Below are 21573 nucleotides of genomic sequence, written 5' to 3'. Positions count from 1 at the left end.
GGCCCGGGTCCAGCCCCGTAATCCGGCATAGTTTTGAAATGACATTAATTCACTAACAGGCAAACTAGGTAGTTCTAGCGCCTTGTCGCCGGCTAATTTCCGATTTCCAACCAGTTGCATAAAACATTTGCTCGCAGTCTCGTCTCGGCGCACTTCATTGCCTCAGTTTTGGCTTTATAGCGAATCCCTAAACGGTCGCAGACACTTCTGACGATGGTGTCTAGCTGCTTTGAATCGTTGAGCATATCGTGAGTCACCAGGAATACATCGAATCCCATGCTCTGCAACGCAGTCATGCGTTCCGCATCGTGGTCAAGTATTGCACCTGAGCCATGAATGACTTCACCTTGGATTTCGATAATTGCCCCTTTCATAAGAATCGGATTTACGATCACGATGTCGCCATAGCAAACCTTTTGACCTGCGATGCTTTGGGCTGCCACGGATAGAGGGGTTAAATCGTTGAGGTACACGTATCTGAATCCTGAACCACCTAGACGTCGAGAACGGCTTAGAAGCAGGACCCCCGCGACCTCGAGTGGTGATGCAGCAATGCCGATAACCTGCTGAGCGGCATCATAAAACTGCTTTCCCCACATTTGACTTTTGACCTTGTCGGCGAAACGATGCAGGTCGCTCAGTTCGATGAGCGGCTTTCTCATCCAGAGAGAAGTACCTTTGAGTTTCGTAACCTCTCTTCCATCTTCACGCTTGCTCGTTTGGCTATCATTATCTGGGTCCTTAACGGTTGCGCGGGCATAAACTCGTTTCCAAGGAACCTCGTCTTCGCCCTCTCCAAGTTCGAACAAATCCTGCGTGCTGGAATTGGGATTCTCCTCTACCGCCATTTTTAGTTGCATTTCGGCAGCGGGAGCCGGCTCGAAAACAGAAAACCAGCCGCAAAGTTCGAACATGGCCAGCACGAGATCTATTTGGGACACAAAGCGTGTCATAGTAAATAACGTGTTAAGTGGATTGGTGACACTAAAGCCTAAATGAGTGTCGATTGTTGTGCCGGCATCCGATGCCCCTTCCCAGCGAATAGTAGAGCGCAATCCCGAGTGGTGATTACAACAACCTAGCGAAGCAACGGCGATGATCGGGGTCTTGAGGACGTCGGTTACGAAAGGGGCTTGGGATAGAGCTCGCCAGCCGTCATCGGAGCTGGGTAGGCGCGGGTAGAGGTCATGCACCTGCGGTGGGCAGCGTCAGTAGCGGAATGCGGTGTTTGCGCAGACGATTTCGTCCATGTGGCCTCCCCTGGTTTCGACCGTAGGCCGTGCGGATTGCGGGCATGGCCGATTATCTACCGGGGCATCATGCGGGTAAGTACGGGAAGCAAACCAAATGCTGACAAAAGCATGCCGAGTTCCGCCGAAAAACCGTCGTGTGATAGAAAACCGCTGGAAGGAGCTTTGGGCATGTGGTCCCTGTCTCCACATTTGCGCGCGGATCACATGGGGAATTCAATGAAAATACGCATGCGTTTTATACAAAAAATGCAATGGCGTCAGCAAAAAGGGTGCGAAAAAAATGACGCCTTATACGACTACGATTCGTTTTGGAATCACCCTTGGTGTCAAAAAGAAAAAGGCCAGAGGCTTAACACCTCTGACCTGTACTTTAGATGGTGGGCGATACAAGATTCGAACTTGTGACCCCATCCGTGTGAAGGATATGCTCTACCCCTGAGCCAATCGCCCGTCGCCTTTCGGCAAAAGAGATACTAACATAGCCGTGCGTGGTTTACCAAGAACTTTTTGCCCTCGATTTTAAATTCGTGGGTGCTAGCCAAGCCAAAACAACCAAAGCAATCGGAAAAACCGCAGTTAAACCAGCATTTATCGCTTAATCCATGAGGTCTCGGGGCGGCAGATCAGTCGCGCGTTGTTGTAGGCCATGTCGAGCGTGAGGCAGGTGCGTGCGCGTAGAAACCGTCCTCGCGGTGGATGGCCGGCGCCAGCTCGGGCTTGTCGACGGTCAGGCACAGCGGCAGCAGTAGCTAGATCCGGCCGCCGTAGAACTGCGCACCCGCCAGCACGGACTCGACGCGTCCGAGCTTGAGCGCAGCCCGGTCCCCTGCGGCGTCGGTCGTATAACAGCGTCCGATCGTCATGAGCCTGCATAGCATGCTCATGACGGCCGCGACCATGGCCCCGAGCAATCTAGCATCATCGAGCACCAACGATGCGAACGCCATCATGAGTTCTCCAAGAGCCTGAGCGCGTTGGGCATGTCCGCAATATTTGACTGAATGGCCTCGTCGATCAGGGCGATGCTGTCCAGATCATCGGGTAAAGTGCGGGGTGCTTTCGGCGCGATAGGGTCGGTTGCGTCTGCTGTACAGTTGTCAAAAGTCATGCTTTCAGGATAATTGCTGCAACAACTATCAGGGCATGTCGTTGCATTTAACGTTTTCATCACGCCGTCCATCTGCTGACTGAATCCGAGCGTTTAACCCGGGCATTTCGACCATGCAACCTAAATTGATATTCTTGAGGCAATCAATCATCGCTGTCCAAGCGTCTAGATGCCAGGTCGAAAACCTTGCCCTTGTCCCTTGCACCTATTGCGATGATTTGAACTACTTCGACGTGCCCATCGCGGATGCAATAAATTACGCGAATGCCATCAGTGCGAAACTTAAGTTCCCTACAACCTGCAAGAAGACCCGAAAGCGGCTTGCCAATTTCATCGGCCCGAAGTGCAAGACGCGCAATGCCTTTGTCCACCATAGCGCGAACCGAGCCATCGAGTGACAGATACTCTTTTTCGGCAGTCTTGTCGTAAAACTCAACCTTAAACCTAGCCACACTCACTCGAACAGCTCCTCGTCGGAAATGGGATCGGTCGCCTCGGCTTCTAGCATGGCCTCGAACCTCTCACGTCCCACGGTATCGGAGAACGGAATGCCCTTGCGATTCGAATCAGTGTCGCCCTGCGCGAGCCTTGCAGCGGCTATAGCGTGCAGGCGCTCCTCTCGGAGCTGTTCGAGTTCGACCGCCATCGCTTCGAACTCGTCGAAGCCAACGATAACAGTATCGATGCCATCGTTCCTGTCTGAGACAAATTGCGGCTCTCTTCGAGCGCGACGTCTCGCTTCGCCAAAATTTTTGCTTGCCTGCGTCGAAGTTAGCACCTGTTCACGTCCGAAAACGAGTTTCTTGTCTATCACGGCAACCATAGCAACCTCCTTTAAAATCTTTCTCTAATACGTATTATAGTTTCATTTAAATACGTACGTAAAGGAAAGTTAAACAGCAATATTCTTACTATTGATTGTTTCGGATGAACGGGGTTCGAATCGTACTCCAGAGTAACCGGTTGCCTGACAGGGTCTTCGATGACGCAGTTTAGGGTCTTTGCGAGCGCCAATGCCGAAGAGACCGAGGTACGGCGTAGGTCGAGTCGGATCTGCTCGTAGAGCTGTATAACGCGAAGTAAACCCTCGATTGGGTGGCGAGCTATTTTGGCGTTAGACCGGCTGGGCTTTCCCGTGGCTATTAACGCATCCCCATCGCGGATGGCCTTTAGGCTCTCAACGTTGAGTACATCGGGAGGATCAGGTAGCAGGATGGTATTCGTAAACTCATCGTCCCGCACATGTTACTTAATAGATGCGCACCTCATCTTGCTCGATACTTTTGCGGAAGGGCGGCGCGTGTGCTCTGGTGGGTTGGTGACGATATCAACCTATCGTCTAAGTACCTTCTCGAGCTCATGGGAGAGTTCGTAAAGCGCGCCGAACGTCATGGTGTTGCCGCAGACTAGGCGCAAGTCAATATCGCTATCGGGCCTTTGCTCGCCTCGAGCAAACGAGCCAAATAAAAATGCTTCGCTGACGTCGTATTGAGCCAGCACGCGGGAGGCGACGGTGGATATGTCGGAAGGCGAAATCATGGGATATTTTCCGTTCAACAGTAGAGCGTCAGGGGGCCAGCGCGGATACCGCCGATCCGGCTTTTTGCCGTTCTGCAAGCTCGAAGATAAATGGGGCGTTTGATCTAACGAACTCGGTCAAAAAATCTAGATCGTCAGTAGAAAAACCTTCGACATTGAACCAATTAACCGCAGGCAAGAAGCATTCCGCATGGTCAAAGCTAGGGCCAACCGGACGCTCGACGGCTACGCGAACGGTCCCGTCATCTCGTTTTTCTGAGTAGGCAAGCTGAGTGCCGTCATCTAGCTGAACATTGCTCAAAAGCATTGCTACCTCGTTTACAACTTTTTGAGTTTAAAGCCTTGTTCACGGTCACCGTCGTTTTGGCCGTTGTCGTGGTCGTCTTTAACGTGGAGGCCGCGGGCTTCACCGCAGAATCCGCACCGGGTTGTGCCCCAGCAGGGTCGGTAAAACCGGCAGGCTCACCCGTCCCACCGTCAGGCACGTCGTTCCCGTCGGTCTCCCCCGCCGGCGTCGTGGCGCCCTCGGGTTCAATCAACACATGCGCAGCCGGCAGGCGTAACAAACCACGCGAACACAAGCAATCCGCCCGTGCACGCGGCTCCGCTATCGGCACCGATCGCATCGAGCCACGAGACATCGACGGAAAGTCGCAGCCGGCCGTGCCATCGCCAAGACCTGCGTCCTACAGACACACACCATAAACGCGCACGCCCACTCCGGGGCCGGCGCCGATAGCCGCGCCCGCGTAGCCGTTAAGCATCAGATGGTCGGCATCGGTCCAGATCCAGCCGGGGCCCGACACGCCCGGCTCACAGTACGTCGCGCCCGCGATGATGAGGCTCTCCGCGCCCGCGGCATAAGAAGGCACGCCCAGCAAAACGCATAGGCAGGCAATCGTCATTGCGCAGCAACATTTCCAACAAGATTGAGCAAATTGGATGCCATTAGGTTGAAATCCGGATAGTTTTGCTGGTTTCGATATTAAGGGTATTATCGGAACAGCTCATCATGGCTGCCGGTGCGTTCAAAGAAAGCTACCTCTTCGTTTGATGACCATATAACAAGCCAGTCGCCAGAGTTTGCTACGTGACATTCGTTTCGCCCTGCCCAGTTGCCGCCTAGCCGGTGCATATTATGACGTCGCTTTAATATGTCCATTGACTCAGGTGTATTCTGTAGCACCAGGTCAATTAGCTTTTGAAGCTCAGATAAATCCCATTTACGGCGCTTTGCTTTTTTCTTTAAATCTCGGGAGAAGGCTGCAGAGAACTCTGCGGCTAACGTGCTCATTGTGCCATCGCAGCAGCGATCAGATCGGCGCCATTGTCAAACCGTCCTTTTTTGCCAGATGCAAGAAAAGCGTCCCCCTCGCGAATGGCCTCAAGGCTTTCGGCACTGGGCTCCTCAGGGGCAAAAGTCAACGGGATGCGATGGGTGTTGACCATTTGCTTGAAGAAAGCGCGAGTCACGGACGACAAATCAAGTCCATAGTAATCAGCAACTTCCGCCGCCTCGCGTTTGAGGTCGTCGTCAACCCTGATGGTTAATGTTGAGCTTGCCATTTTTAGACCTTCCAATCGCGTGAGTGCAACCTTATTATACTGCATATACAATAGTAGACTATGTAATTACAAGTAATTACATAGTCATTTAAGTGGTATGGCACGTAATACATTGAATGCACGAAAAAGGCAACGCTCCCTATCCGGAAATGTTGCCCTTAAAGCTTCAACAGAGGTCTTGTATTGCAGCTAGGTGCGTCGCGCAGTCTCAGCAGCGATATGTGGCACCAAAAAGCACCAACCCCAGCAGGAATAACGATAAAGATGCAGCGATCCAGTTGCTGTCGCCGGTCTTGGGGAGTGCCGCAGTTGTTGCGGTGGCAGCCTTGGGCTTGGAGGACGTGGACACCGTGGTCTTGGTTACTGTCGTTGTTGTTTTGGTTGGCGCGGACGCGGGTTTCAGCGTGGGATTTGCCGTGGGGCCCGTGGTGGGCTCTCCGGCGGCGGGGTTAGCATCGGCGGGAGACTTGCCCGCGCCATCGCCCGGTACCTCGCCCCTGCCGGTCTCCCCTGCCGGGTCCGTGGCGCCCTCGGGCTCAACCACCACATGCGGTGCCACCGCACCGGAGGCATCCACCACGCCGCTAGCACCAAAGGCCCCACCGGCAGGCGTCACAAACCGAGCGGACACAAGCGACCCGCCCAGGCAAGCAACGCCGCCGTCGGTACCGGCCGCATCAAGCCACGAGGCGTCGACGGAAAGCCGACAGCCGGCCGCACCAGTGCCAAGGCCCGCATCCTGCAGAAACACGCCGTAGGCGCGCACGCCCGCTCCGGACCCGGCGCCCGCGGCAAAGACGCGCCCGCCGCCGCGCACGGCCATGTCGCCTGCGATCACGCCGGCGACCGCCTCTTCCGTAATATCGGCCCCGCCCGCCCGGGCATCGACGGTGCATCCGTCCACCACGAGCGCCTGCGAGGCGTGGATCCCGCACTGCGAGCCCGTCGCCGTCAGAGTCCCGGTGCCGCGGAGCGTCAGGTTGCCCCACACCTCCATGCCGCACAGCGTGATGTCCGCATCGGGCACATGCGACTCCGTCACGGAGTTTTGCCCGGCAAGCGTCAGCACCAGGTCGCCCTCGGCGCCGATGGCCTCGCCCGCGTAGCCGTTGAGCTCCAGGTGGTCGGCATCGGTCCAGGCCCAGCCGGGGCCCGACACGCCCGGCTCGTAGTACGTCGCGCCCGCGATGATGAGGCTCTCCGCGCCCGCGGCATAAGATGGCCCGCCCAGCAAAACGCATAGGCAGGCCATGGCAACAATCGCAATGTAATGACGGCTGGTGTAGGACTCGGCAGCAAACATACCCGCTCCGATCTTCGCAGAGCCAATAGAATGTGCACCAGAAAATGCCCTGGTAGCAGCAGCTATTAGTTTAGCGAGATCGGGCGAGTGGCAAACGAATTACCTGGAAACGAACCCGGAAATTAGGCGTAAATCGTTTTGCCAGTCGGTGAAAGGAAGGAGCTGACCCTCAATCAGCCGTTCATTGAAAGCTCAAAAAACTACACCAAAGGACTTGATCCGGGTTGATTTTGCGTAAGTTGCCTTAGTTGCCGAGGAATTGCCTTACCGCCACTTCCAGCAACGGGATTACAATCGACGCCAACGAGCCAACGTTCTTTGCGATAGTCGAAAGCCTTTCTACCTTTTCGAGAAAGTCCTTCTTATCATCCCTTTTAGAGGATTTATCTAGTTCAGCGATTGCGCCAAGGACCACATTCCTGTCTTCTTCATTAAGTTCAAGCTCAAGCACCATCTGAATGGCAAGAGCAGAATTCATAGTCGACGAGGAGATAGATGACGAGGTTGATGTCGAAGAAATGCTCGGGCTATTTGAGACGTTATTGGTGATTACAGGGTTTACATTGATATTCATTGGAACCTCCTGGTCCAGAAACCATCCTTCGAAGTAATTCCACCCGTCGTCGGTAATTGAAACTAAATAAGGGATATTGCTTGACCATTTAACTCGCAATAGGCTATTACGAGACAATTCGCGATAATCTTCGACTCGATTTCTTACATATGAAGGCCCCTGATGGGCTTTAGCATTATCGTCGCAGCACAAAATATTGAGAAGCTCGTCTGCGCCATCGCTTATACACTTAAATCTTCTTCTGGCTTGGCGCGTCCGACTATAGTGCTCGCGTCCAGAAGGGCGCAGTGCTTCAACATATGCCATTGCATCGGACATATCGGTTTGCATAGATATCATTCCGCTATCGCGAAGCGCCAAGAGATGCTTCGTGATTTCCAAGTCTGTCAGATCAAGCGGAAGTTGGTCCTGACGCATCCAAACAATAGATAGCGCCATCTCCTGCTTTGCGTTTAATTCAAACATGCATTACTCGTTTCCCACTATTGGATTTGTTAGTTAACGGCAGGTGTCATTACTTGAGGATAAGACATTGTAAAGACAAATATCCGCGTCGAATCAAACCAGCTCACCAAGAAGCTCGATAGGTGGGTCGGATGGCACGTACTCACGATCAGTTTTTTCTTGCCGGCCTAGACGCGATGACATTCTGCTTGCAAGCTTTGTTTGATTCGCTTGAACAGTTCCGTTTCCTTTAATTCAAACATGGCACATTGGCCTGTTTTGATCCGGCTCCAAATCCAATCAAGCTCTTCTGCCGCATTTTGGCCTAGCTCGACTTCATTGTCGTCAAGATGCTTATCGGTCTCAACGCAAACATAATCTGACGCAATAGGAAAAGAGGTAATGAATGAACTAACGGGAGAGAACTCATGCGATGTATCAAAACTAGCAAGACGGCAGATGTCCGCGAGCGGAACGTTGACTCCGCCAAGTTGTCTCGCGTAGTCACCCATATCTGAAAGGTACAGACCGCCTGACGGTCTAGCCGAGTTGCTAAATGCATCAAGCATGCCAGTTATATGAATGGCAATTAGTTTCTCTGAGAATAGTGCAGTGAATAAAACAGCAGTTGCCTCGTATAACGTTAACTTATCTAGCTCATCAAGAATGTCTTTGATGTTAGACAAATCAATATAGTGCAGGTTTGAGACATAATATGTTGCCTCCTTCAACTGAGGAAATGTTGACTTAATCGCATTCACCCAATTGCGGTAGAAATCCGTCTTGATGTAATGCTCAACAAAATCGCTTCCCAAACAATTATCAATAAAGTATTGTCCGAATTCGATTGTCATACAATCAGGGAATCTGTATTCGCATTCGGGATCGCTCAGTAATATGGGGAAAGGATCGACGGCAAGTCGAAAAATTGCACAGACCTTTACAGTAGTCGTGAAATAATCGGTGAAATCCTCTCGAATATGCTTCGCGCTTTCGGGAACCACCTCGTAAGGCTTGGTATAAAAGGATTCGTGGCCTTGTTTGTGAATATACTTGTTCGCCCTCTTATTGAGCTTGCTGATTAGCTCATCAATTTCGGGCATTTGTTCAAGAAGGTCTCGATATTCAATATCTTTTGAACGCAGCATTTTGGACAGTTCATTAAATGAGGGGAACCTGTCGAGCGAGACCCATTTCTCATATTTAGCCTTGCGCTCAGATTCTTCTAGATTCGAAAACAACGTACCGACAAGGATGATCTCTCCAGCTTGTCTAACTGAATAAAAGGCAGCGTCGAAGTAACCTTGATGAATTAGATCTAGCGAGTTAGCCAAAAGCTGACAGGATTCAAGTAAAAACTGGTTGAAAGATGGCGTAGAGACTAAACCACTAACGGATTCCGCCAATTGTCCTACGCAGCCATAAAGACGACTGTAAGCGAGCTCATCCTCCCTTGCCACGTACCGCAGTGGATGATGTCTCCAGCTGAACATCTGACTATTTATGTATTCGTCCTTAAAGTTCACCTGAGTCAGCTTCCAAATCTAATTCCGGCACAGGGTTCTATTCTAATTGGTAACGTTTTCAAACTCGCAGCAATGAAAGCTGGCGGGTCTTGCGTTTCTTTAGAGCTTAAGAGTTTTTGATCAATGGACTAATAGCATTGAGATTAGATGCGGCATCGACCGTCTTAGGCACCCAATTATTAGCTCAGCGCCATATAGAGCCCGTTAGTTTTATTTGGTGCTGAATCGCACCTCGTATGTTTTGCTGACATAGAATCTTGTATGAATCGGCAAGAGCATTTTCTTTCTCAAAGAGATCTTTCCGTTGATCGGGCTCATGTAACTTTTCAGAAGACTGTTCAAGCGTCCATTGATATTCCCTTGCATTCTGGAGCATCTTAGTAAATAGAATCTGATACTGATACATTGAAAACAAAAGGGATTGATAAGCTTCTATGAATTCGGCAATTGCCTCTCCACTCTTTCCCTTGAAGCAAAATCTCGCCTCCATGGCGAGCGATCTCATTTCATCAAGTTTTAAATGCAATTTGAGTTGAAGGTCGGCATCTAACACCTTATTAATTGAGGCTGAAATTGATTGCAGGTACGTGGTGTTAGTCAGCCATACAAATAGTAGGTCGATAGCCATTTGCGGTTCGTCATCATGTTCCAAGTTCTTCGCGTTTTTTGTGTAAACACTTATGAGTTTATCGACGGTTATCCATATATTTAAACGTCGATTGAATAGAGACTGTTTATTACTGAGACGAGCTTGGTAACAAGAAATGAGCAATGCGATGATTGCCACAATCGCTGAGATGTACTCAGGTAGATTTGTTAAGTTCATTGTCTCCTCCGCTACTAAAAATCAATTTACAATGCCATGATTATCGCTCCGCATTCATGATTCTCTGATTCGGCTTCCAGATTGAGTTCAGGCCAATGCGGATGGAGCTGAGGTACGGCAACATCGACCGTCCTCTGCACCCAGTTCAAGAAGAAGGACTGGCACCCGAGGCTCGTCGGCGGGGTCCACGCGGACGCGACCATGGACAGGATCACGCACAAAGCGGTCTGGGTCGACATGGGCGAGGCGAACATGCGGCAGCGCCGCGGGGTGAACCGCTAGCAATAAAACGGCTCCGGGGCCGACGCGGGCCCCCAGTGCCCACTTGCATTCTCAGCGGTTCCGTTTCGCGATAATCAGCAGCACTCAAGCGAGCAAATACTCAGTTTTCCGAAAGCCCCCCTACAGCAGATAGGTACTTATCAGTAAGTACTACTGAAGTAACCCAGAGCACGATCTGACTTTTACGCATTGCATGAGAAGAAAGGGGCTAGAAGAGTATCGGCTCCCCCACCATGAAGTCGCAGGGGCAACACATGGGGACTTCCGGCTTCACGTTACCGTCTATTTAAGAAAGCTCAATCGCACTCTCTGTAACCTCAATGCCCGGTGCGCATTTCTGCACCAACGCATCCAAAATTAATCGGTTCCCCGGCGTCATCTTTGGGGAAGCGACGATCTTCATCGAAGAAAATGCTTCGTCTGAGATAATCAAATCGTAAAAGGAAGGAATTTCGGGATCGCATCTATCAAGTATGACCTCAGTGGCCCTCTTAACTGCTTCAACATCACCCTTGATTACAGAGGCGATGCCCACAGGAACTGCCGTCAAAACATATCGCCATTCGTTTTGGTATGACCAGGCAGTAGCTTTGTGAATCCCAAGTGTGTTTAAATCGGCTTCTATCCAGCCGTTTTCGCAGTTATGGATCAACTTTGGAAACAGAAGCGACTTATCGTTCGTATACTGGACTTCATGAAGCATCTCAACGCTTCGGGCCATTTCTTTAAAATGATATTTTTTATCCCAAAAGTCTTCGAGCGGCAATTGAAGTCCATCAAACTTGCCACCAGGAGTATTCAAAACTGCGTCACTAGATAGCTTACTTAGACTTTCGGTAGACACAGAGTACCGCTTAAACGGATGACTCTTCATTTGGATTCTTACTCCACATTCAGCTCCAGCATACTCGCGCCACATGGGGATGCTTTCCTCATCAGAAGAGGTCCAACAACTGACGAGCTTCATTTTTCCAAGATTTTGAGAGTCTGCTGAACGCTGTTCTTGTGGGTCGTCAACCTTATCTAACCGGCTGAACCTGATAGTTCGATTATGCAGAATCAAGGCCAGCGTATCTAGGCTTGCATAATGATAGAGAACGGCGGGTGCTTCCATGTTTGGCTCCTAGCTATAACAATGAGTCCATATCACTGTTCATCAAAATTTATAGACGCGATCGTCGACGCGCCAATGCCAATTAAGGCGGCACACCTTAATCCTTGCCTTGCGAGTGCAAACGCGGAGATGGCCAGAGATGACCGTCGCTGGCATATCGCTTTCACACCCACAGCTCGATGATTGACGCACATGTGCACCACGATTTACGTCGTGCATGCACATCAGCGTTAAGCCCAATCGTTACCACAGCCCACTTCCAATGAAATGGAATAAGACACTACGAAATACCATAATTTCCCGAGCCATCAAAATGCAATCGCGAACCATTTCAAGCAAATAGGTGTTACCTCGAGAATCGTTGGTCCCATCCTCACGCAAAGTGCGAATGACTTGAGTCGCGCAGTCGAAATCCGTCCGATTATGACTAAATGCATTGCGCAGAACGGGATTCCAACACTGCTTGATAAGGCCAGTAAATGAGCCCGTACCGACAGCGTTGAATCGCTTTGCCTTAGGGGCTACAGAAAGTTTGTCGAACGACTTTGCACCTAGGTCTACGCCTTTGGGCATGACATCGAACGCCCCGTTACATTCGATGTTGTCGAGCCCGATAAACAGAACAAGCAGGCTGCCAATAAGCTCATATTCCCGACAATAAAGCTTCTCAATATCACTAGGAGTGCAGCAGAACGTACCGTACTTTTCCAAGTCATAGGCGTCTCCCGCCATAAGAAAAGTAAAACCGTTGAGGAGAACCGGATAAGATTCGGCTACGGAATCAAGAACTTCGTTGATTTCAGCAAGCAGCGACTTGGCAGTCATATTGGTTTTAAGGTAGTAACCTGCTAGGCCGGAAAGCGCCTCTGCCTCTAGACCAGAAACGAGTTTTTCGCATTCAACAGCGCGCTCATGCGCGTCGCTCCCTGCAATCATGGGGAGACCGAGCCAAGACATTCTCGCGATTCGGCTCAGCAAGGAAAAGTGTCGATTGTCCTCGCCTAACAGTTTGCGCTCGAATTCCGAAAGAACCTTATCCGCATAATCGTCATGCCCATCGCAATACAGTTGAAGAGCGGTCCTCAGGGTAGGCCAGTCTTCGCGGTAATAATGAAGACAATAAACCATATCGCCCACGTACTCGCTGAGTTCATCAAACGGAATCAGCCCAGAGGCTCTGATAAAGGGGCTTGTCATGCAGGCACAATTTTCTACAGATAATTTAAATGACGGAAGCTCACCAGATAACTCCACCATAACTCGGGCGCAATCTAAATCTCCACCCATGGAGGCTACCGTGCCAGGGTCGAGATTAAAATCAATCAAAGCGCAGCTCGGGTCAAGGTGAACCGCTCCGTCGATGCGGTTCCGGCACTGCGGACACAAGTATCTAACCGGATAGTCATTAACAAATCCAGCCTGGACGCGCACACGATGCACGCATCCACATACTCCACAAGTGACAAAGAAGTTCTTGACCACGAACACCTCCAATTAACCTCGCTGATTGCGCGAATCTGAATTAACCAGCCGATTCTAAATCTGATGCAAAGGCTATAAAAGAGAATTACAAAATCCCCTCGTATCTCCCGCGAACATCCTCGAAATCGTGCTGTCATCCTTATTCTATAAACAATGCCCAAAGCGACGTCTTGATAACCCCTCACCAATCGCCGAATCGGCAAATCTGCGTGAGCGGCAAGATAATTCATCGGGCGAAATCAAAAGCTGGATAAACCTCGACGAGAGCGACCACAAGATTACGGCGAACGCCTCACTCGAAGTCCTTGTTCCTCAATCTCGATACGTAACGATCGAGCTCGTAAAGGGCGTCAATGTAGAGCTGGGCGACATCTCGAACACCCCCAATGTCAAAGCAAAACCCTTGGAAATGGAGTCCGCCGTCCTCGTTCGAATCTTCCGAGTATGTTACCAGGACGACATCATCGTCCCGAAGGTACAACTCGACGTCATACAGTCGTTCTTCTGCGATCTTGGAAGCTGTACAAATAAGGACGGACCGCTTTGTTAGCTAGTAACAAAGCGGTCCGTCCTCAAAAATGCAAGCATTAACTATTGAGACGATAAATGTCCTATCGTTTTAGTTGCTACTCTTGTTTACCCTTCTTAATTGAATCAGCCAACGCGCTTGCAAAGAGATCTTGCATTTGTGGTGCTGCCATCAAATTTCCGACAAGGGAACCCATCAGCTGCTTGGTCATTTCATTCTGCGCGTTGGAGTTCGCCAGCTCGAGGGAATATCTATGCTCCGCTTCGAGTTTCTCCATCTCAAGCTTATGGGTCTCCTTTAAGTTGTCCAAATCAACTTCGTGCTGCTTCATGAGCTTTTCGATTTCATGCTCATTTGATTCCTTGAGCGTTCGAATTTCCGAAGCGGATTTGTTGTGGGCTACCAAATAAGAGCTGAAGCCGGAAATTATCGCAGCAATTATCGAAACGATATATGGCGCAATAATCGATACATCCATAATACTTTCGTAACACCAATCCCAAAATGCGCTAGCTCAGGTTTACCTTAATCTGCCCAAGAGCCCATTCAGCTCGTGCCGCAGCTTCATCGGCGTTGTCACCGCTGCATACGACATGTCCGATTCGGTCATTACTTGAGTGCGGTGTCTCAATAGAATCTCCGGGCTTAAGGTATAGCTCGATTTCCTCAACGCCTTCAGTGTGGCAGAGATTATCCGGCACATCAATGGAGGATATCGTTCCGGCATGATCCGCAGTGATAAAGCGAATTGCTGACCCACGATGCGCTTTTACCTCAAAGTCAAACGGCAGTCCAAGAGCTGCTGCCACGGTTCCCTCAACAAAATCGAGACCGGTCGACAGTGGTACGAGTTTGGAAGTAATAAAATCGCCTCCAAGTCGTGCAGCCATCTCGATAACCTTCGGACCCTCGTCGGTGAGCATGATCTCCGTATGCGAAGGTCCAGTCACGATGCCGATGGCATCGATGGTCTTTTTCGCAACTTCGCGAATGGCTTCTTGAGCCTCGATTGGAAGTCTTGAGGGCTCAGAATGGCCAAGCTCGACAAAGAAAGGCGGCTCAGTTGTTAGCTTATCGGTGATGGTTAGAATGGTCGTCTTGCCATCGACCGTCATGCCTTCCACGCTCACCTCACGACCGGTGACGCGCTGCTCGACCATTACAGTTCCCTTTCGGGAAAAGCTGCGGAAGAGGTCGAAGAGCTCAGTGGCTGACGTCCCGCGGTCCTCGGGAGTAATGAGCTTCACGCCGCGGCTAGCGGCGGAGTCTGCGGGTTTCGCGATGCAGTCGTAACCGAAGCGCTCCAGGGCGCGTCCGAACTCCTCAGCGTTGTTGCACACTTCGAACTCGGGCATGGGCACGCCGTGTTCGGCGAGCCTTCTCCGCATGGCATCCTTTTGCGTGGCGCACACTGCATCAGCTGACGATATGCCGGTGGGAAGCCCAAGCCTCTCGGAGACGAGGGCAGCCACCCTCACGGGAGCGTCACTCGTGGATGTAATCACGAAGTCTGCTTGCTCCTCGCGGGCGAGCGCTTCCACGGCTTCGACGTCGAGGGTACTCGTGAGCGAGGGGGAGTCTGCCACTTTAAAGCCCACGGCATCAGGATCATAATCGGCACATACGACGCGGAATCCAAGCCTCTTCGCCGCCTCGATGGCGGGAACCTGCAGCCTACTTCCGCCGAGCATCACTACGGTCCTACGTTGGTCTACGTTTGTCATAGCGACAGTATCTCCTTAGCTATCTTATCTGCGCCGTGGCCGTCTACAAGAGCGTGTGCGCGTGTTGCGAGGGCCACGGATCTATTACGGGACGCGACGAGACTTGCGAGTCGATCAATGCTTTCAGCGACGGTTGTGTGCGGGCCGTCGCCGATGAGCCCGCAGTATTCCACAGCCCCTAGTTCCGCGAGGGACTCGGCGCTCTGCACCTGTTCCTCAACCATAGCAAAAGTTACAGAGGGAAGCCCTGCGGCAAATAGCTCGTAGACAGTCGTGCCATTTGCGGAGACAGCAGCATCACACTGGCTCATCAGCCCGGCCATGTCAGTAACGGCGCGAAGCACCGTAACCCTTGAACTCCTCGATCCAATAAGATTAACCTTCGCAGTGACATCGTCAGAGACCATTCTGCCTACAACCGCCGTAAAGGTGACGTTGGAAAGACGCTCGTCTGAGAGCGCCGAAGCCAAGAAAGCGGGGATAAAGCCCTGGGGATCTGTGTTTCCCGTGGTTACGAGAACGCGCTCAATCTTGGCGCTGCATTCGCGATAGGCTTCGGCGAAGCAGGGCCTCAGCGGTGCGTATTTGGGTCCGAAAAGGAGTTTCGTCCCACGATTACCATATATCTCCTCATAGAATGCCTCATCGATGCAAGTCGAGTAATTTGCAAGAAGAGAAAGATTACCGAGATCCCCGCCCTTGCTGCCGAGATAGCAGATCTTGGCGTGTTGAGCGAGACAATCGACGTATTCTCTGGTCACCGAGTAAGTGTCAACAAGAACTATTGGAATCTCGGCACCGTCGCATATGCGACAAAGATCGTCGGTCCCATCCTCGATATGTCTCCAATCAGAATCGAGTACGACCGTCGCGAAGCCCCGGGACTCGATGAGCTCGACGGAATTGCTGTCCGAGAGGATGAACGAGACGTCAGCACCTAGGCTCGTGAGCGCGTCAGCCACGGAAAGGCACCGCATGACGTGGCCTCCAGCAATCACCGGGTTAGCATCGGTGCGTATGAAGACTTTTCTATGTGAAGTGTTCCCCATTTTCTTCTTGCCATTTTCGTTTTTCGTACATTATGAAATTCCGGTTCTTCTCGTCGGCGATCATCCCGCACTCGTCGAACCCGTTCGAGAGAAGGGCCTTTGAGCTCTTGGGGTTCGTCGTAAGCACGCGGGCTTTGACGCGGGCCACACCCTCGATAGAGAACGCGACGCGGCAGAGTAGGCTGACGATTTCGTTAGCGTAGCCCTTGCCGCGCTGCGACTCGTTCCCAATGTAGTACCAGCATTCGCAGGAATCACCATCGAAGTACTTCAGGCCGGCATTACCGATATGGAGCCCGCCTACACAGACCGCGAAGAAAACCTGCTCGTGATCCGCTAGGACGTTCTCGAAGTACTTGCGGTGCGCCTCGGGGGTCGGCGTTGCCGACCCGGCAAAATCGCCCGTGTACCAGGGATTCGATACCCAATCGTAGGTCCTCGTGATGTCATCGGAGACGAATCGCCGGAGCGAGACTCGGCCGGAGGAGGGCGGGATGCAGTAGTTCATACACATCACGCCGCCCTATCAAAGCAGCGAGGGCGAAAGGAGAGGGTGCCCGGTACGAACCTTAGGCTAGGAGACCCCCCCCCGTTCGGTATCCGGGTTAATGTCGAACAGCGCAGGCATCACACCACGCTCCTCCTCAGCCTTCCAGTCGGCCATCAAGTCGCGGAAATCAGCAAACTCAGGAGCATAGCCGAAATCGAACGCCGCGCGAGAGATGTCGAACGAGTAGGGTTGGATGCCGTTCGGCCTTGTTTCGTCAATGCAGACCTCGGAGGTGCCAGCGACTCCCGAAAAAACGTCGGCTATCGCCTCCGCCTGCTCGCGGAGGGAAACCGCACACCCCGAGCCGATGTTGTATAGGCCGGAGGCGGACTCGCTCTCCCCCGCTTTTAGAAACGCTTGCGCGACATCCTTGACGTAGACAATATCTCTGACCGCTGCGTCGGCATCGCCGAATACGATTATGTCCTCACCTGCCTTCGCCTTATCGACGAAAAGGCCTATGCCGGACTTCTTGACTGTGCCGTTGATTCTGAGCGAGCCGTGGGGGCCGCAGCCGTAAACTGGAGGGAGCCTGAAGACACAGTTTCTCATGCCGTACTGCTCGTTGTAGTAGAAAAGCAAATCCGCAGAGGCATTCTTCGAGATGACGTAGGCGGCATGGTCGCCGCTCAGCCTAAAGTCCCGCGGCCAATCCTCTCTCACGGGTTCCGACGCGCTCCAGCTGTTCTGGACATCTGCATAGGACGTGGTGGAAACGATGCGGCGCACGTCGTTCTTGCGCGCCCATTCGAGAAGGAAGGCGGTGCCCAGGGCGTTCGTCCTGATATAGTCGGCAGCGTCGTCCTCAGTGGAAAGGTCGAAGGCCGAGTTCGCCGGCAGTCTCCCCGCTAAGTGAGCGACGAAATCAAAGTCAGCGGGAAGGGCACCAAGGCCTGATGGGTCATCGAGGTCGAGGGGAATGTACTCGACGCCAAGCTTTCGGTAGTAGTCAGCGAATCGCCGGTTCCTGCCCGTGCCGACAACTTTGTATCCAGCATCGAGCAACGCATCCACAACATAGGCACCAATGAAACTCGAGGCGCCTATGACAAGGCATCTCCTGGTCAAACCGTTCTCCTTTCCCTCAGCCGGCCCGCTACAGGCTCTCCAGATCGGCCTGGGTGATAGGCTCGCCGAACTTAATGTCGCGCTGCGCTGTGTTGCCGAGCAGCTCGTCCAGGTGTTTGGGCGCCACTCCATAGGCGGGCCTGATGCTCCGCACGTTCTCGTTGGTGAAAGCCTCACCGCACGCGATGTCCTTAACAGCGTAGAGGGAGCGGCGGCCGGGAAGACCCTTCTCCTCCTTTTTGGTGCGCTCATAGGTGACGTGGCCGATGGATGCCTTCGCGCGTCGAACGTCGCGAATCATTGCCTTGAACTCGGCGGGCTCCATGGAGAACTCCGAGTCCACAGTCTTCTGCTCGCGGGAGATGCAGTAGTGCTTCTCTATGACGCTCGCCCCCAGCGTGGCTGCGGCCACATCGACGCCCCAGCCCATGGAGTGGTCGGAAAGGCCAACGGCGCAGCCGAACCGGTCACGCATATCGGTCATGGTGGCGATGTTCATGTCCTCGTAGACGGCGGGGTACTCGCTCGTGCACTTCAGCAGCACGATGCGGTCGTTGCCTACAGAGCGGCAAGCGTTAACGGCGTCGGCGATTTCGTCCGCGGTACCCATCCCGCAGGAAATGACCATAGGCTTGCCCTTTGAGGCGGTGTAACGGATAAGTGGCACGTCGACTAGCTCGGGCGAAGCAATCTTGTACATCTCGCAGCCGATGGACTCGAGGAAGTCAACGGAGGTCGGATCGAAGACGGAGGACAGAAAGTCCATGCCCAGGCGCTCGCACTCCTCTTTGATCTCGGCTTGCCATTCCCAGGGTGTGTGTGCCTCCGCATAGAGGTCGTAGAGCGTTCTTCCCTCCCACAGCCCGCCCGGCGTCGTCTGGAAGTCGGGAGAATCGCAGTCGATGGTAATGGTATCGGCGGTGTAGGTCTGAAGCTTCAGGCAATCTGCGCCTGCCTCAGCGGCTGAGCGAACGATTTCCATCGCTTTGTCGACGCTCCCGCCATGGTTGCCACTCATCTCGGCGATAAAGTAGACGTCGCCGCGCTCGATGGTCTCAAATAATCTCATTGTCAGTCCTCCTGGGCCATGGCCCTGTATTTCTGCTCGGCCATCTCCCAGTCCTCGGGAGTGTCGATGTCCTGTACGAGCCTGCTGGGTATGCGCAAAGATTTAGTCTTGTCGGTGATGAAGCTGCCGCTCTCGAGGAACGACGCGACCTTCGCGAAGTAAAACCTCCCGCAGTCATGGACCATCTCGGGGAGGTCTTGACTGCGGGTCTGAGCGTACTCGGGGAAGGCATACTCGAGCGAGCCGTCCTCCGCCACCCTGAAGCCGCGCAGAGGCGGGAAGTCGAACGAAGTGACGGGGATAACAGAGGACGCCCCCGCCTCGATCATCCCGGAGGCCTCCTTGAGCTCAGAGACCTGGACGAAGGGCGCCGTCGGGTAAAGACAGCACATGGTGTCGAACTTAGTACCGCGTTTGTCGTACTCGGAGAGCACCTCGCACAGTACATCGGCAGTCGTGGCGAAGTCATTGCTCGTGGCCTCGCTGCGCATGAAGGGCACCTCGGCCCCGTATTCCCTCGCTACGTCTGCGATTTCGTCATCGTCGGTCGAGACCATCACGACGTCGAAGATGCCGCTAGCGACCGCAGTCTCCACCGAGTACGCCAGCATTGGCTTGCCGCAGAACTCACGCACGTTCTTGCGAGGGATCCGCTTCGAGCCGCCACGGGCAGTGATAATACAGACGCTATTCATACACGAACACCCCTTCCGCATGGGCATCCACAGTCGCCTTGTGGCTCTCCTTGATTATTAGGTTTGGGCTCTCCCCGAACACAAGAGAGTTGCTCGGAATGTCCTGGTCTTTGACGTAGGCATTGGCCGCGATGACTACGTTGTTGCCCACCGCGCAGTCGCCAATCACTTTACTGTTACTTAGCATGAATACTCGCTCCCCGAACCTCGGGTATGCGCCATGGTTGTTTCCCACGGTGCAACCCTGGGAGAATGTAAAGAAGTTAGAGTAGTCTGCGCGGCCCATAACGGCGCCGAGGGGGTGGTCAAACGTGAAGAAATCGGGAAGCTCTACCTCGTAGTACAAATCAGCGGAGCTGAGTGCGCGGTTTAGCGAGTAGATCTTATCGGATATGGAGCGCATCCCACCCCGATGGTATATCTCATTCGACAGAGTGTAGAGGAAATGCGTCCACTGGCAGCCGTGTAGTGGGTCGAAGAGCGTTTCGCCATCACGGCTGTAGTACTTATTCTTGATGCGCGAGAAGCGCTCCTCGAGTCTATCGAAGGTCGCACTCCAAGCGCCATCAATGGCGGCCGCCTCCTTGTCGCTTATAGGAAAAAGTGAGGCCAGCTGCCTATTCAGTTGGCCTCGCACCTCGTTCTCGGGAAGGGCGAAGCGCACTACTCGGCCCCCCTATTGGCACGGCACCACTCAACGACCTTGGTAACCGCGTCAACAACGAGTTGCGCATCCTCATTGGAGAGTCCGCAGTGCAGCGGAAGCGTTACGCAGTGATCATAGTAATCCTCGGCATTGGGACAGTCGCCGCGCCCGTGGCCCAGATCCTTGTAGTAAGGCAATAGGTATACAGGCAGATAGTGAACATTGACACCCAAGTTCTCAGCACGCAAAGCATCAAAGATCCAACGACGGGTAACGCCAAGTGCTTCCGTGTCAAATTTCAGACAATACAGGTGACGCACGGTGTCTTCAGGGGAGGCATCAATTTGGAACTGTACCTCCGGAATCTTGGAGAACTGCTCGTTATAGAAGGCAACGAGCTCCTTGCGGCGAGAGCCGAACTGGTCGAGTCGCTTCATCTGGCTTACGCCAAGAGATGCCTCAATGTCACTAATGCGATAGTTGTAGCCCAGGACCAGCTGTTCATAGTACCAACCGCCCTGGTCCGTCTCTCGCATCATATCGTGGTTGCGCGTAATGCCGTGCTTGGCGTAAAGCTCGATCATCTTACCCAGCTCGGGATCATTCGTTGCTACGGCACCGCCTTCACCAGTGGTGATGGTCTTTACCGGATGGAAGCTAAAAGTTGTGATATCGGCGATAGCGCCCACCGCACGGCCATTGTGGAACGTTCCCATTGCATGGGCTGCATCCTCAATGAAGGTCAGGCCGCTCTCATCGCAAATCTTGCGAATCTCATCAGAAGCAACGTGAACACCGCCAAAGTCTACAGCCACAATTGCTTTCGTTTTGGCGGAAAGCTTCTCACGGATTGAATCTGGATCGATATTCCAGGTCTTCGGATTAATATCCGCAAACACAGGCGTAGCACCACAGTAGCGCACGCAATTAGCCGACGCGGCGAAAGTGATAGGAGATACAATCACTTCATCACCGGGTTTAATGCCTGCGGCAAGACATGCTACGTGCAGAGCCGCAGTGCCGTTAGCCACGGCAGTTACAAATTTAGCCCCTGTGGCAGCCTTAATAGACTCTTCGAAGGCTTCGGTCGCGGGACCGCAGGTCAAGTAGTCACCGCGCAGGCAATCTTCCACTGCCTTAATGTCGTCCTCATTAATATCCTGGTGACCGTAACCTAAAACCTTGAGACTAGTGGGTTCTCCACCGTTAATCGCGAGTTCCTTCAT

General features: G+C 52.8%; 25 protein-coding genes and 1 tRNA gene. All 26 read right to left on the bottom strand.

Features of this window, described 5'->3' with window-relative positions; all coding sequences use genetic code 11:
* Nucleotides 1-92: 92 nt before the first annotated feature.
* Entirely contained in the window at nt 93-1055 is a 963-nt protein-coding gene (locus tag DXC90_RS09235) for a hypothetical protein (protein ID WP_158550264.1), read from the bottom strand.
* A gap of 573 nt (nt 1056-1628) precedes the next feature.
* Nucleotides 1629-1703, bottom strand: a tRNA-Val gene (locus DXC90_RS09225).
* A gap of 138 nt (nt 1704-1841) precedes the next feature.
* Nucleotides 1842-1901 (bottom strand): hypothetical protein, encoded by a 60-nt coding sequence (locus DXC90_RS09880; RefSeq protein ID WP_369832071.1) that lies wholly within the window; start codon nt 1899-1901, stop codon nt 1842-1844.
* A gap of 101 nt (nt 1902-2002) precedes the next feature.
* The gene (locus DXC90_RS09630; RefSeq protein WP_199406672.1) at nt 2003-2203 is read right to left on the bottom strand and encodes a hypothetical protein; all 201 of its coding nucleotides are present in this window, start codon (nt 2201-2203) and stop codon (nt 2003-2005) included.
* A 301-nt stretch (nt 2204-2504) separates the two neighbouring features.
* Nucleotides 2505-2813 carry a type II toxin-antitoxin system RelE/ParE family toxin gene (locus tag DXC90_RS09210; RefSeq protein WP_199406671.1) on the bottom strand — a complete coding sequence of 103 codons (309 nt, stop codon included), beginning with the start codon at nt 2811-2813 and terminating at the stop codon, nt 2505-2507.
* A 2-nt stretch (nt 2814-2815) separates the two neighbouring features.
* Nucleotides 2816-3184: a hypothetical protein gene (locus DXC90_RS09205; RefSeq protein ID WP_117636992.1), complete on the bottom strand. Its 369-nt coding sequence runs from the start codon at nt 3182-3184 to the stop codon at nt 2816-2818.
* Between the two features lie 509 nt (nt 3185-3693).
* The gene (locus tag DXC90_RS09200; RefSeq protein ID WP_117735717.1) at nt 3694-3900 is read right to left on the bottom strand and encodes a nucleotidyltransferase family protein; all 207 of its coding nucleotides are present in this window, start codon (nt 3898-3900) and stop codon (nt 3694-3696) included.
* 28 nt (nt 3901-3928) lie between these two features.
* Entirely contained in the window at nt 3929-4207 is a 279-nt protein-coding gene (locus DXC90_RS09195; protein ID WP_117735716.1) for a hypothetical protein, read from the bottom strand.
* A gap of 379 nt (nt 4208-4586) precedes the next feature.
* Complete coding sequence (locus DXC90_RS09190; protein WP_117735715.1) at nt 4587-4805, bottom strand: hypothetical protein; 219 nt, start codon at nt 4803-4805, stop codon at nt 4587-4589.
* Nucleotides 4806-4894: 89 nt separating this feature from the next.
* Nucleotides 4895-5194 carry a type II toxin-antitoxin system YafQ family toxin gene (locus DXC90_RS09185; RefSeq protein ID WP_117735714.1) on the bottom strand — a complete coding sequence of 100 codons (300 nt, stop codon included), beginning with the start codon at nt 5192-5194 and terminating at the stop codon, nt 4895-4897.
* Nucleotides 5191-5466, bottom strand: a complete 276-nt coding sequence (locus DXC90_RS09180; protein WP_117641040.1) for a type II toxin-antitoxin system RelB/DinJ family antitoxin — start codon at nt 5464-5466, stop codon at nt 5191-5193. The genes DXC90_RS09185 and DXC90_RS09180 overlap by 4 nt, the downstream gene beginning before the upstream one ends.
* A 208-nt stretch (nt 5467-5674) precedes the next feature.
* Nucleotides 5675-6769, bottom strand: a complete 1095-nt coding sequence (locus DXC90_RS09175) for a hypothetical protein (RefSeq protein ID WP_117735713.1) — start codon at nt 6767-6769, stop codon at nt 5675-5677.
* Between the two features lie 244 nt (nt 6770-7013).
* On the bottom strand, nt 7014-7808 hold the full coding sequence (locus tag DXC90_RS09170; protein ID WP_117735712.1) for a hypothetical protein: 795 nt from the start codon (nt 7806-7808) through the stop codon (nt 7014-7016).
* Nucleotides 7809-7975: 167 nt separating this feature from the next.
* Nucleotides 7976-9313: a hypothetical protein gene (locus DXC90_RS09165; RefSeq protein ID WP_117735711.1), complete on the bottom strand. Its 1338-nt coding sequence runs from the start codon at nt 9311-9313 to the stop codon at nt 7976-7978.
* Between the two features lie 184 nt (nt 9314-9497).
* The gene (locus tag DXC90_RS09160; protein ID WP_117735710.1) at nt 9498-10139 is read right to left on the bottom strand and encodes a hypothetical protein; all 642 of its coding nucleotides are present in this window, start codon (nt 10137-10139) and stop codon (nt 9498-9500) included.
* 568 nt (nt 10140-10707) lie between these two features.
* A complete protein-coding gene (locus DXC90_RS09150; RefSeq protein ID WP_117735708.1) occupies nt 10708-11535 on the bottom strand; it encodes a DUF2971 domain-containing protein in 828 nt (275 codons plus the stop codon).
* A 243-nt stretch (nt 11536-11778) separates the two neighbouring features.
* Nucleotides 11779-13017, bottom strand: coding sequence for a hypothetical protein (locus tag DXC90_RS09145; RefSeq protein ID WP_147326627.1), 1239 nt, complete (start codon nt 13015-13017; stop codon nt 11779-11781).
* Between the two features lie 626 nt (nt 13018-13643).
* Complete coding sequence (locus DXC90_RS09135) at nt 13644-14024, bottom strand: hypothetical protein (protein WP_117735706.1); 381 nt, start codon at nt 14022-14024, stop codon at nt 13644-13646.
* A 31-nt stretch (nt 14025-14055) separates the two neighbouring features.
* A complete protein-coding gene (locus DXC90_RS09130; RefSeq protein ID WP_117735705.1) occupies nt 14056-15270 on the bottom strand; it encodes an ATP-grasp domain-containing protein in 1215 nt (404 codons plus the stop codon).
* Entirely contained in the window at nt 15267-16232 is a 966-nt protein-coding gene (locus tag DXC90_RS09125) for a PseG/SpsG family protein (RefSeq protein ID WP_199406670.1), read from the bottom strand. The genes DXC90_RS09130 and DXC90_RS09125 overlap by 4 nt, the downstream gene beginning before the upstream one ends.
* Before the next feature lie 67 nt (nt 16233-16299).
* Complete coding sequence (locus DXC90_RS09120) at nt 16300-16827, bottom strand: GNAT family N-acetyltransferase (protein ID WP_158550263.1); 528 nt, start codon at nt 16825-16827, stop codon at nt 16300-16302.
* Between the two features lie 66 nt (nt 16828-16893).
* Complete coding sequence (locus DXC90_RS09115; RefSeq protein WP_158550262.1) at nt 16894-17937, bottom strand: NAD(P)-dependent oxidoreductase; 1044 nt, start codon at nt 17935-17937, stop codon at nt 16894-16896.
* 28 nt (nt 17938-17965) lie between these two features.
* Nucleotides 17966-19006 (bottom strand): pseudaminic acid synthase, encoded by a 1041-nt coding sequence (pseI, locus tag DXC90_RS09110; protein WP_117735701.1) that lies wholly within the window; start codon nt 19004-19006, stop codon nt 17966-17968.
* A gap of 2 nt (nt 19007-19008) precedes the next feature.
* The gene (gene pseF, locus DXC90_RS09105; RefSeq protein ID WP_117735700.1) at nt 19009-19701 is read right to left on the bottom strand and encodes a pseudaminic acid cytidylyltransferase; all 693 of its coding nucleotides are present in this window, start codon (nt 19699-19701) and stop codon (nt 19009-19011) included.
* Nucleotides 19694-20365 carry a transferase gene (locus tag DXC90_RS09100; RefSeq protein WP_117735699.1) on the bottom strand — a complete coding sequence of 224 codons (672 nt, stop codon included), beginning with the start codon at nt 20363-20365 and terminating at the stop codon, nt 19694-19696. The genes pseF and DXC90_RS09100 overlap by 8 nt, the downstream gene beginning before the upstream one ends.
* The gene (gene pseC / locus DXC90_RS09095; protein WP_117735698.1) at nt 20365-21573 is read right to left on the bottom strand and encodes a UDP-4-amino-4,6-dideoxy-N-acetyl-beta-L-altrosamine transaminase; all 1209 of its coding nucleotides are present in this window, start codon (nt 21571-21573) and stop codon (nt 20365-20367) included. The genes DXC90_RS09100 and pseC overlap by 1 nt, the downstream gene beginning before the upstream one ends.

It is taken from the genome of Collinsella sp. TF09-1AT (genome assembly GCF_003436895.1).
GTDB lineage: Bacteria > Actinomycetota > Coriobacteriia > Coriobacteriales > Coriobacteriaceae > Collinsella.
Note: the sequence above shows the minus strand (reverse complement) of the source record. Positions and strands in the feature narration are given on the sequence as shown.

Coding starts and splice junctions, on each gene's coding strand:
- DXC90_RS09180 (WP_117641040.1), bottom strand. CDS start 5,466: ATGGCAAGCTCAACATTAACCATCAGGGTTGACGACGACCTCAAACGC.
- pseC (WP_117735698.1), bottom strand. CDS start 21,573: ATGAAGGAACTCGCGATTAACGGTGGAGAACCCACTAGTCTCAAGGTT.
- pseF (WP_117735700.1), bottom strand. CDS start 19,701: ATGAATAGCGTCTGTATTATCACTGCCCGTGGCGGCTCGAAGCGGATC.
- pseI (WP_117735701.1), bottom strand. CDS start 19,006: ATGAGATTATTTGAGACCATCGAGCGCGGCGACGTCTACTTTATCGCC.
- DXC90_RS09195 (WP_117735716.1), bottom strand. CDS start 4,207: ATGCTTTTGAGCAATGTTCAGCTAGATGACGGCACTCAGCTTGCCTAC.
- DXC90_RS09120 (WP_158550263.1), bottom strand. CDS start 16,827: ATGAACTACTGCATCCCGCCCTCCTCCGGCCGAGTCTCGCTCCGGCGA.
- DXC90_RS09150 (WP_117735708.1), bottom strand. CDS start 11,535: ATGGAAGCACCCGCCGTTCTCTATCATTATGCAAGCCTAGATACGCTG.
- DXC90_RS09135 (WP_117735706.1), bottom strand. CDS start 14,024: ATGGATGTATCGATTATTGCGCCATATATCGTTTCGATAATTGCTGCG.
- DXC90_RS09175 (WP_117735713.1), bottom strand. CDS start 6,769: ATGTTTGCTGCCGAGTCCTACACCAGCCGTCATTACATTGCGATTGTT.
- DXC90_RS09170 (WP_117735712.1), bottom strand. CDS start 7,808: ATGTTTGAATTAAACGCAAAGCAGGAGATGGCGCTATCTATTGTTTGG.
- DXC90_RS09160 (WP_117735710.1), bottom strand. CDS start 10,139: ATGAACTTAACAAATCTACCTGAGTACATCTCAGCGATTGTGGCAATC.
- DXC90_RS09190 (WP_117735715.1), bottom strand. CDS start 4,805: ATGACGATTGCCTGCCTATGCGTTTTGCTGGGCGTGCCTTCTTATGCC.
- DXC90_RS09130 (WP_117735705.1), bottom strand. CDS start 15,270: ATGACAAACGTAGACCAACGTAGGACCGTAGTGATGCTCGGCGGAAGT.
- DXC90_RS09205 (WP_117636992.1), bottom strand. CDS start 3,184: ATGGTTGCCGTGATAGACAAGAAACTCGTTTTCGGACGTGAACAGGTG.
- DXC90_RS09630 (WP_199406672.1), bottom strand. CDS start 2,203: ATGATGGCGTTCGCATCGTTGGTGCTCGATGATGCTAGATTGCTCGGG.
- DXC90_RS09185 (WP_117735714.1), bottom strand. CDS start 5,194: ATGAGCACGTTAGCCGCAGAGTTCTCTGCAGCCTTCTCCCGAGATTTA.
- DXC90_RS09200 (WP_117735717.1), bottom strand. CDS start 3,900: ATGATTTCGCCTTCCGACATATCCACCGTCGCCTCCCGCGTGCTGGCT.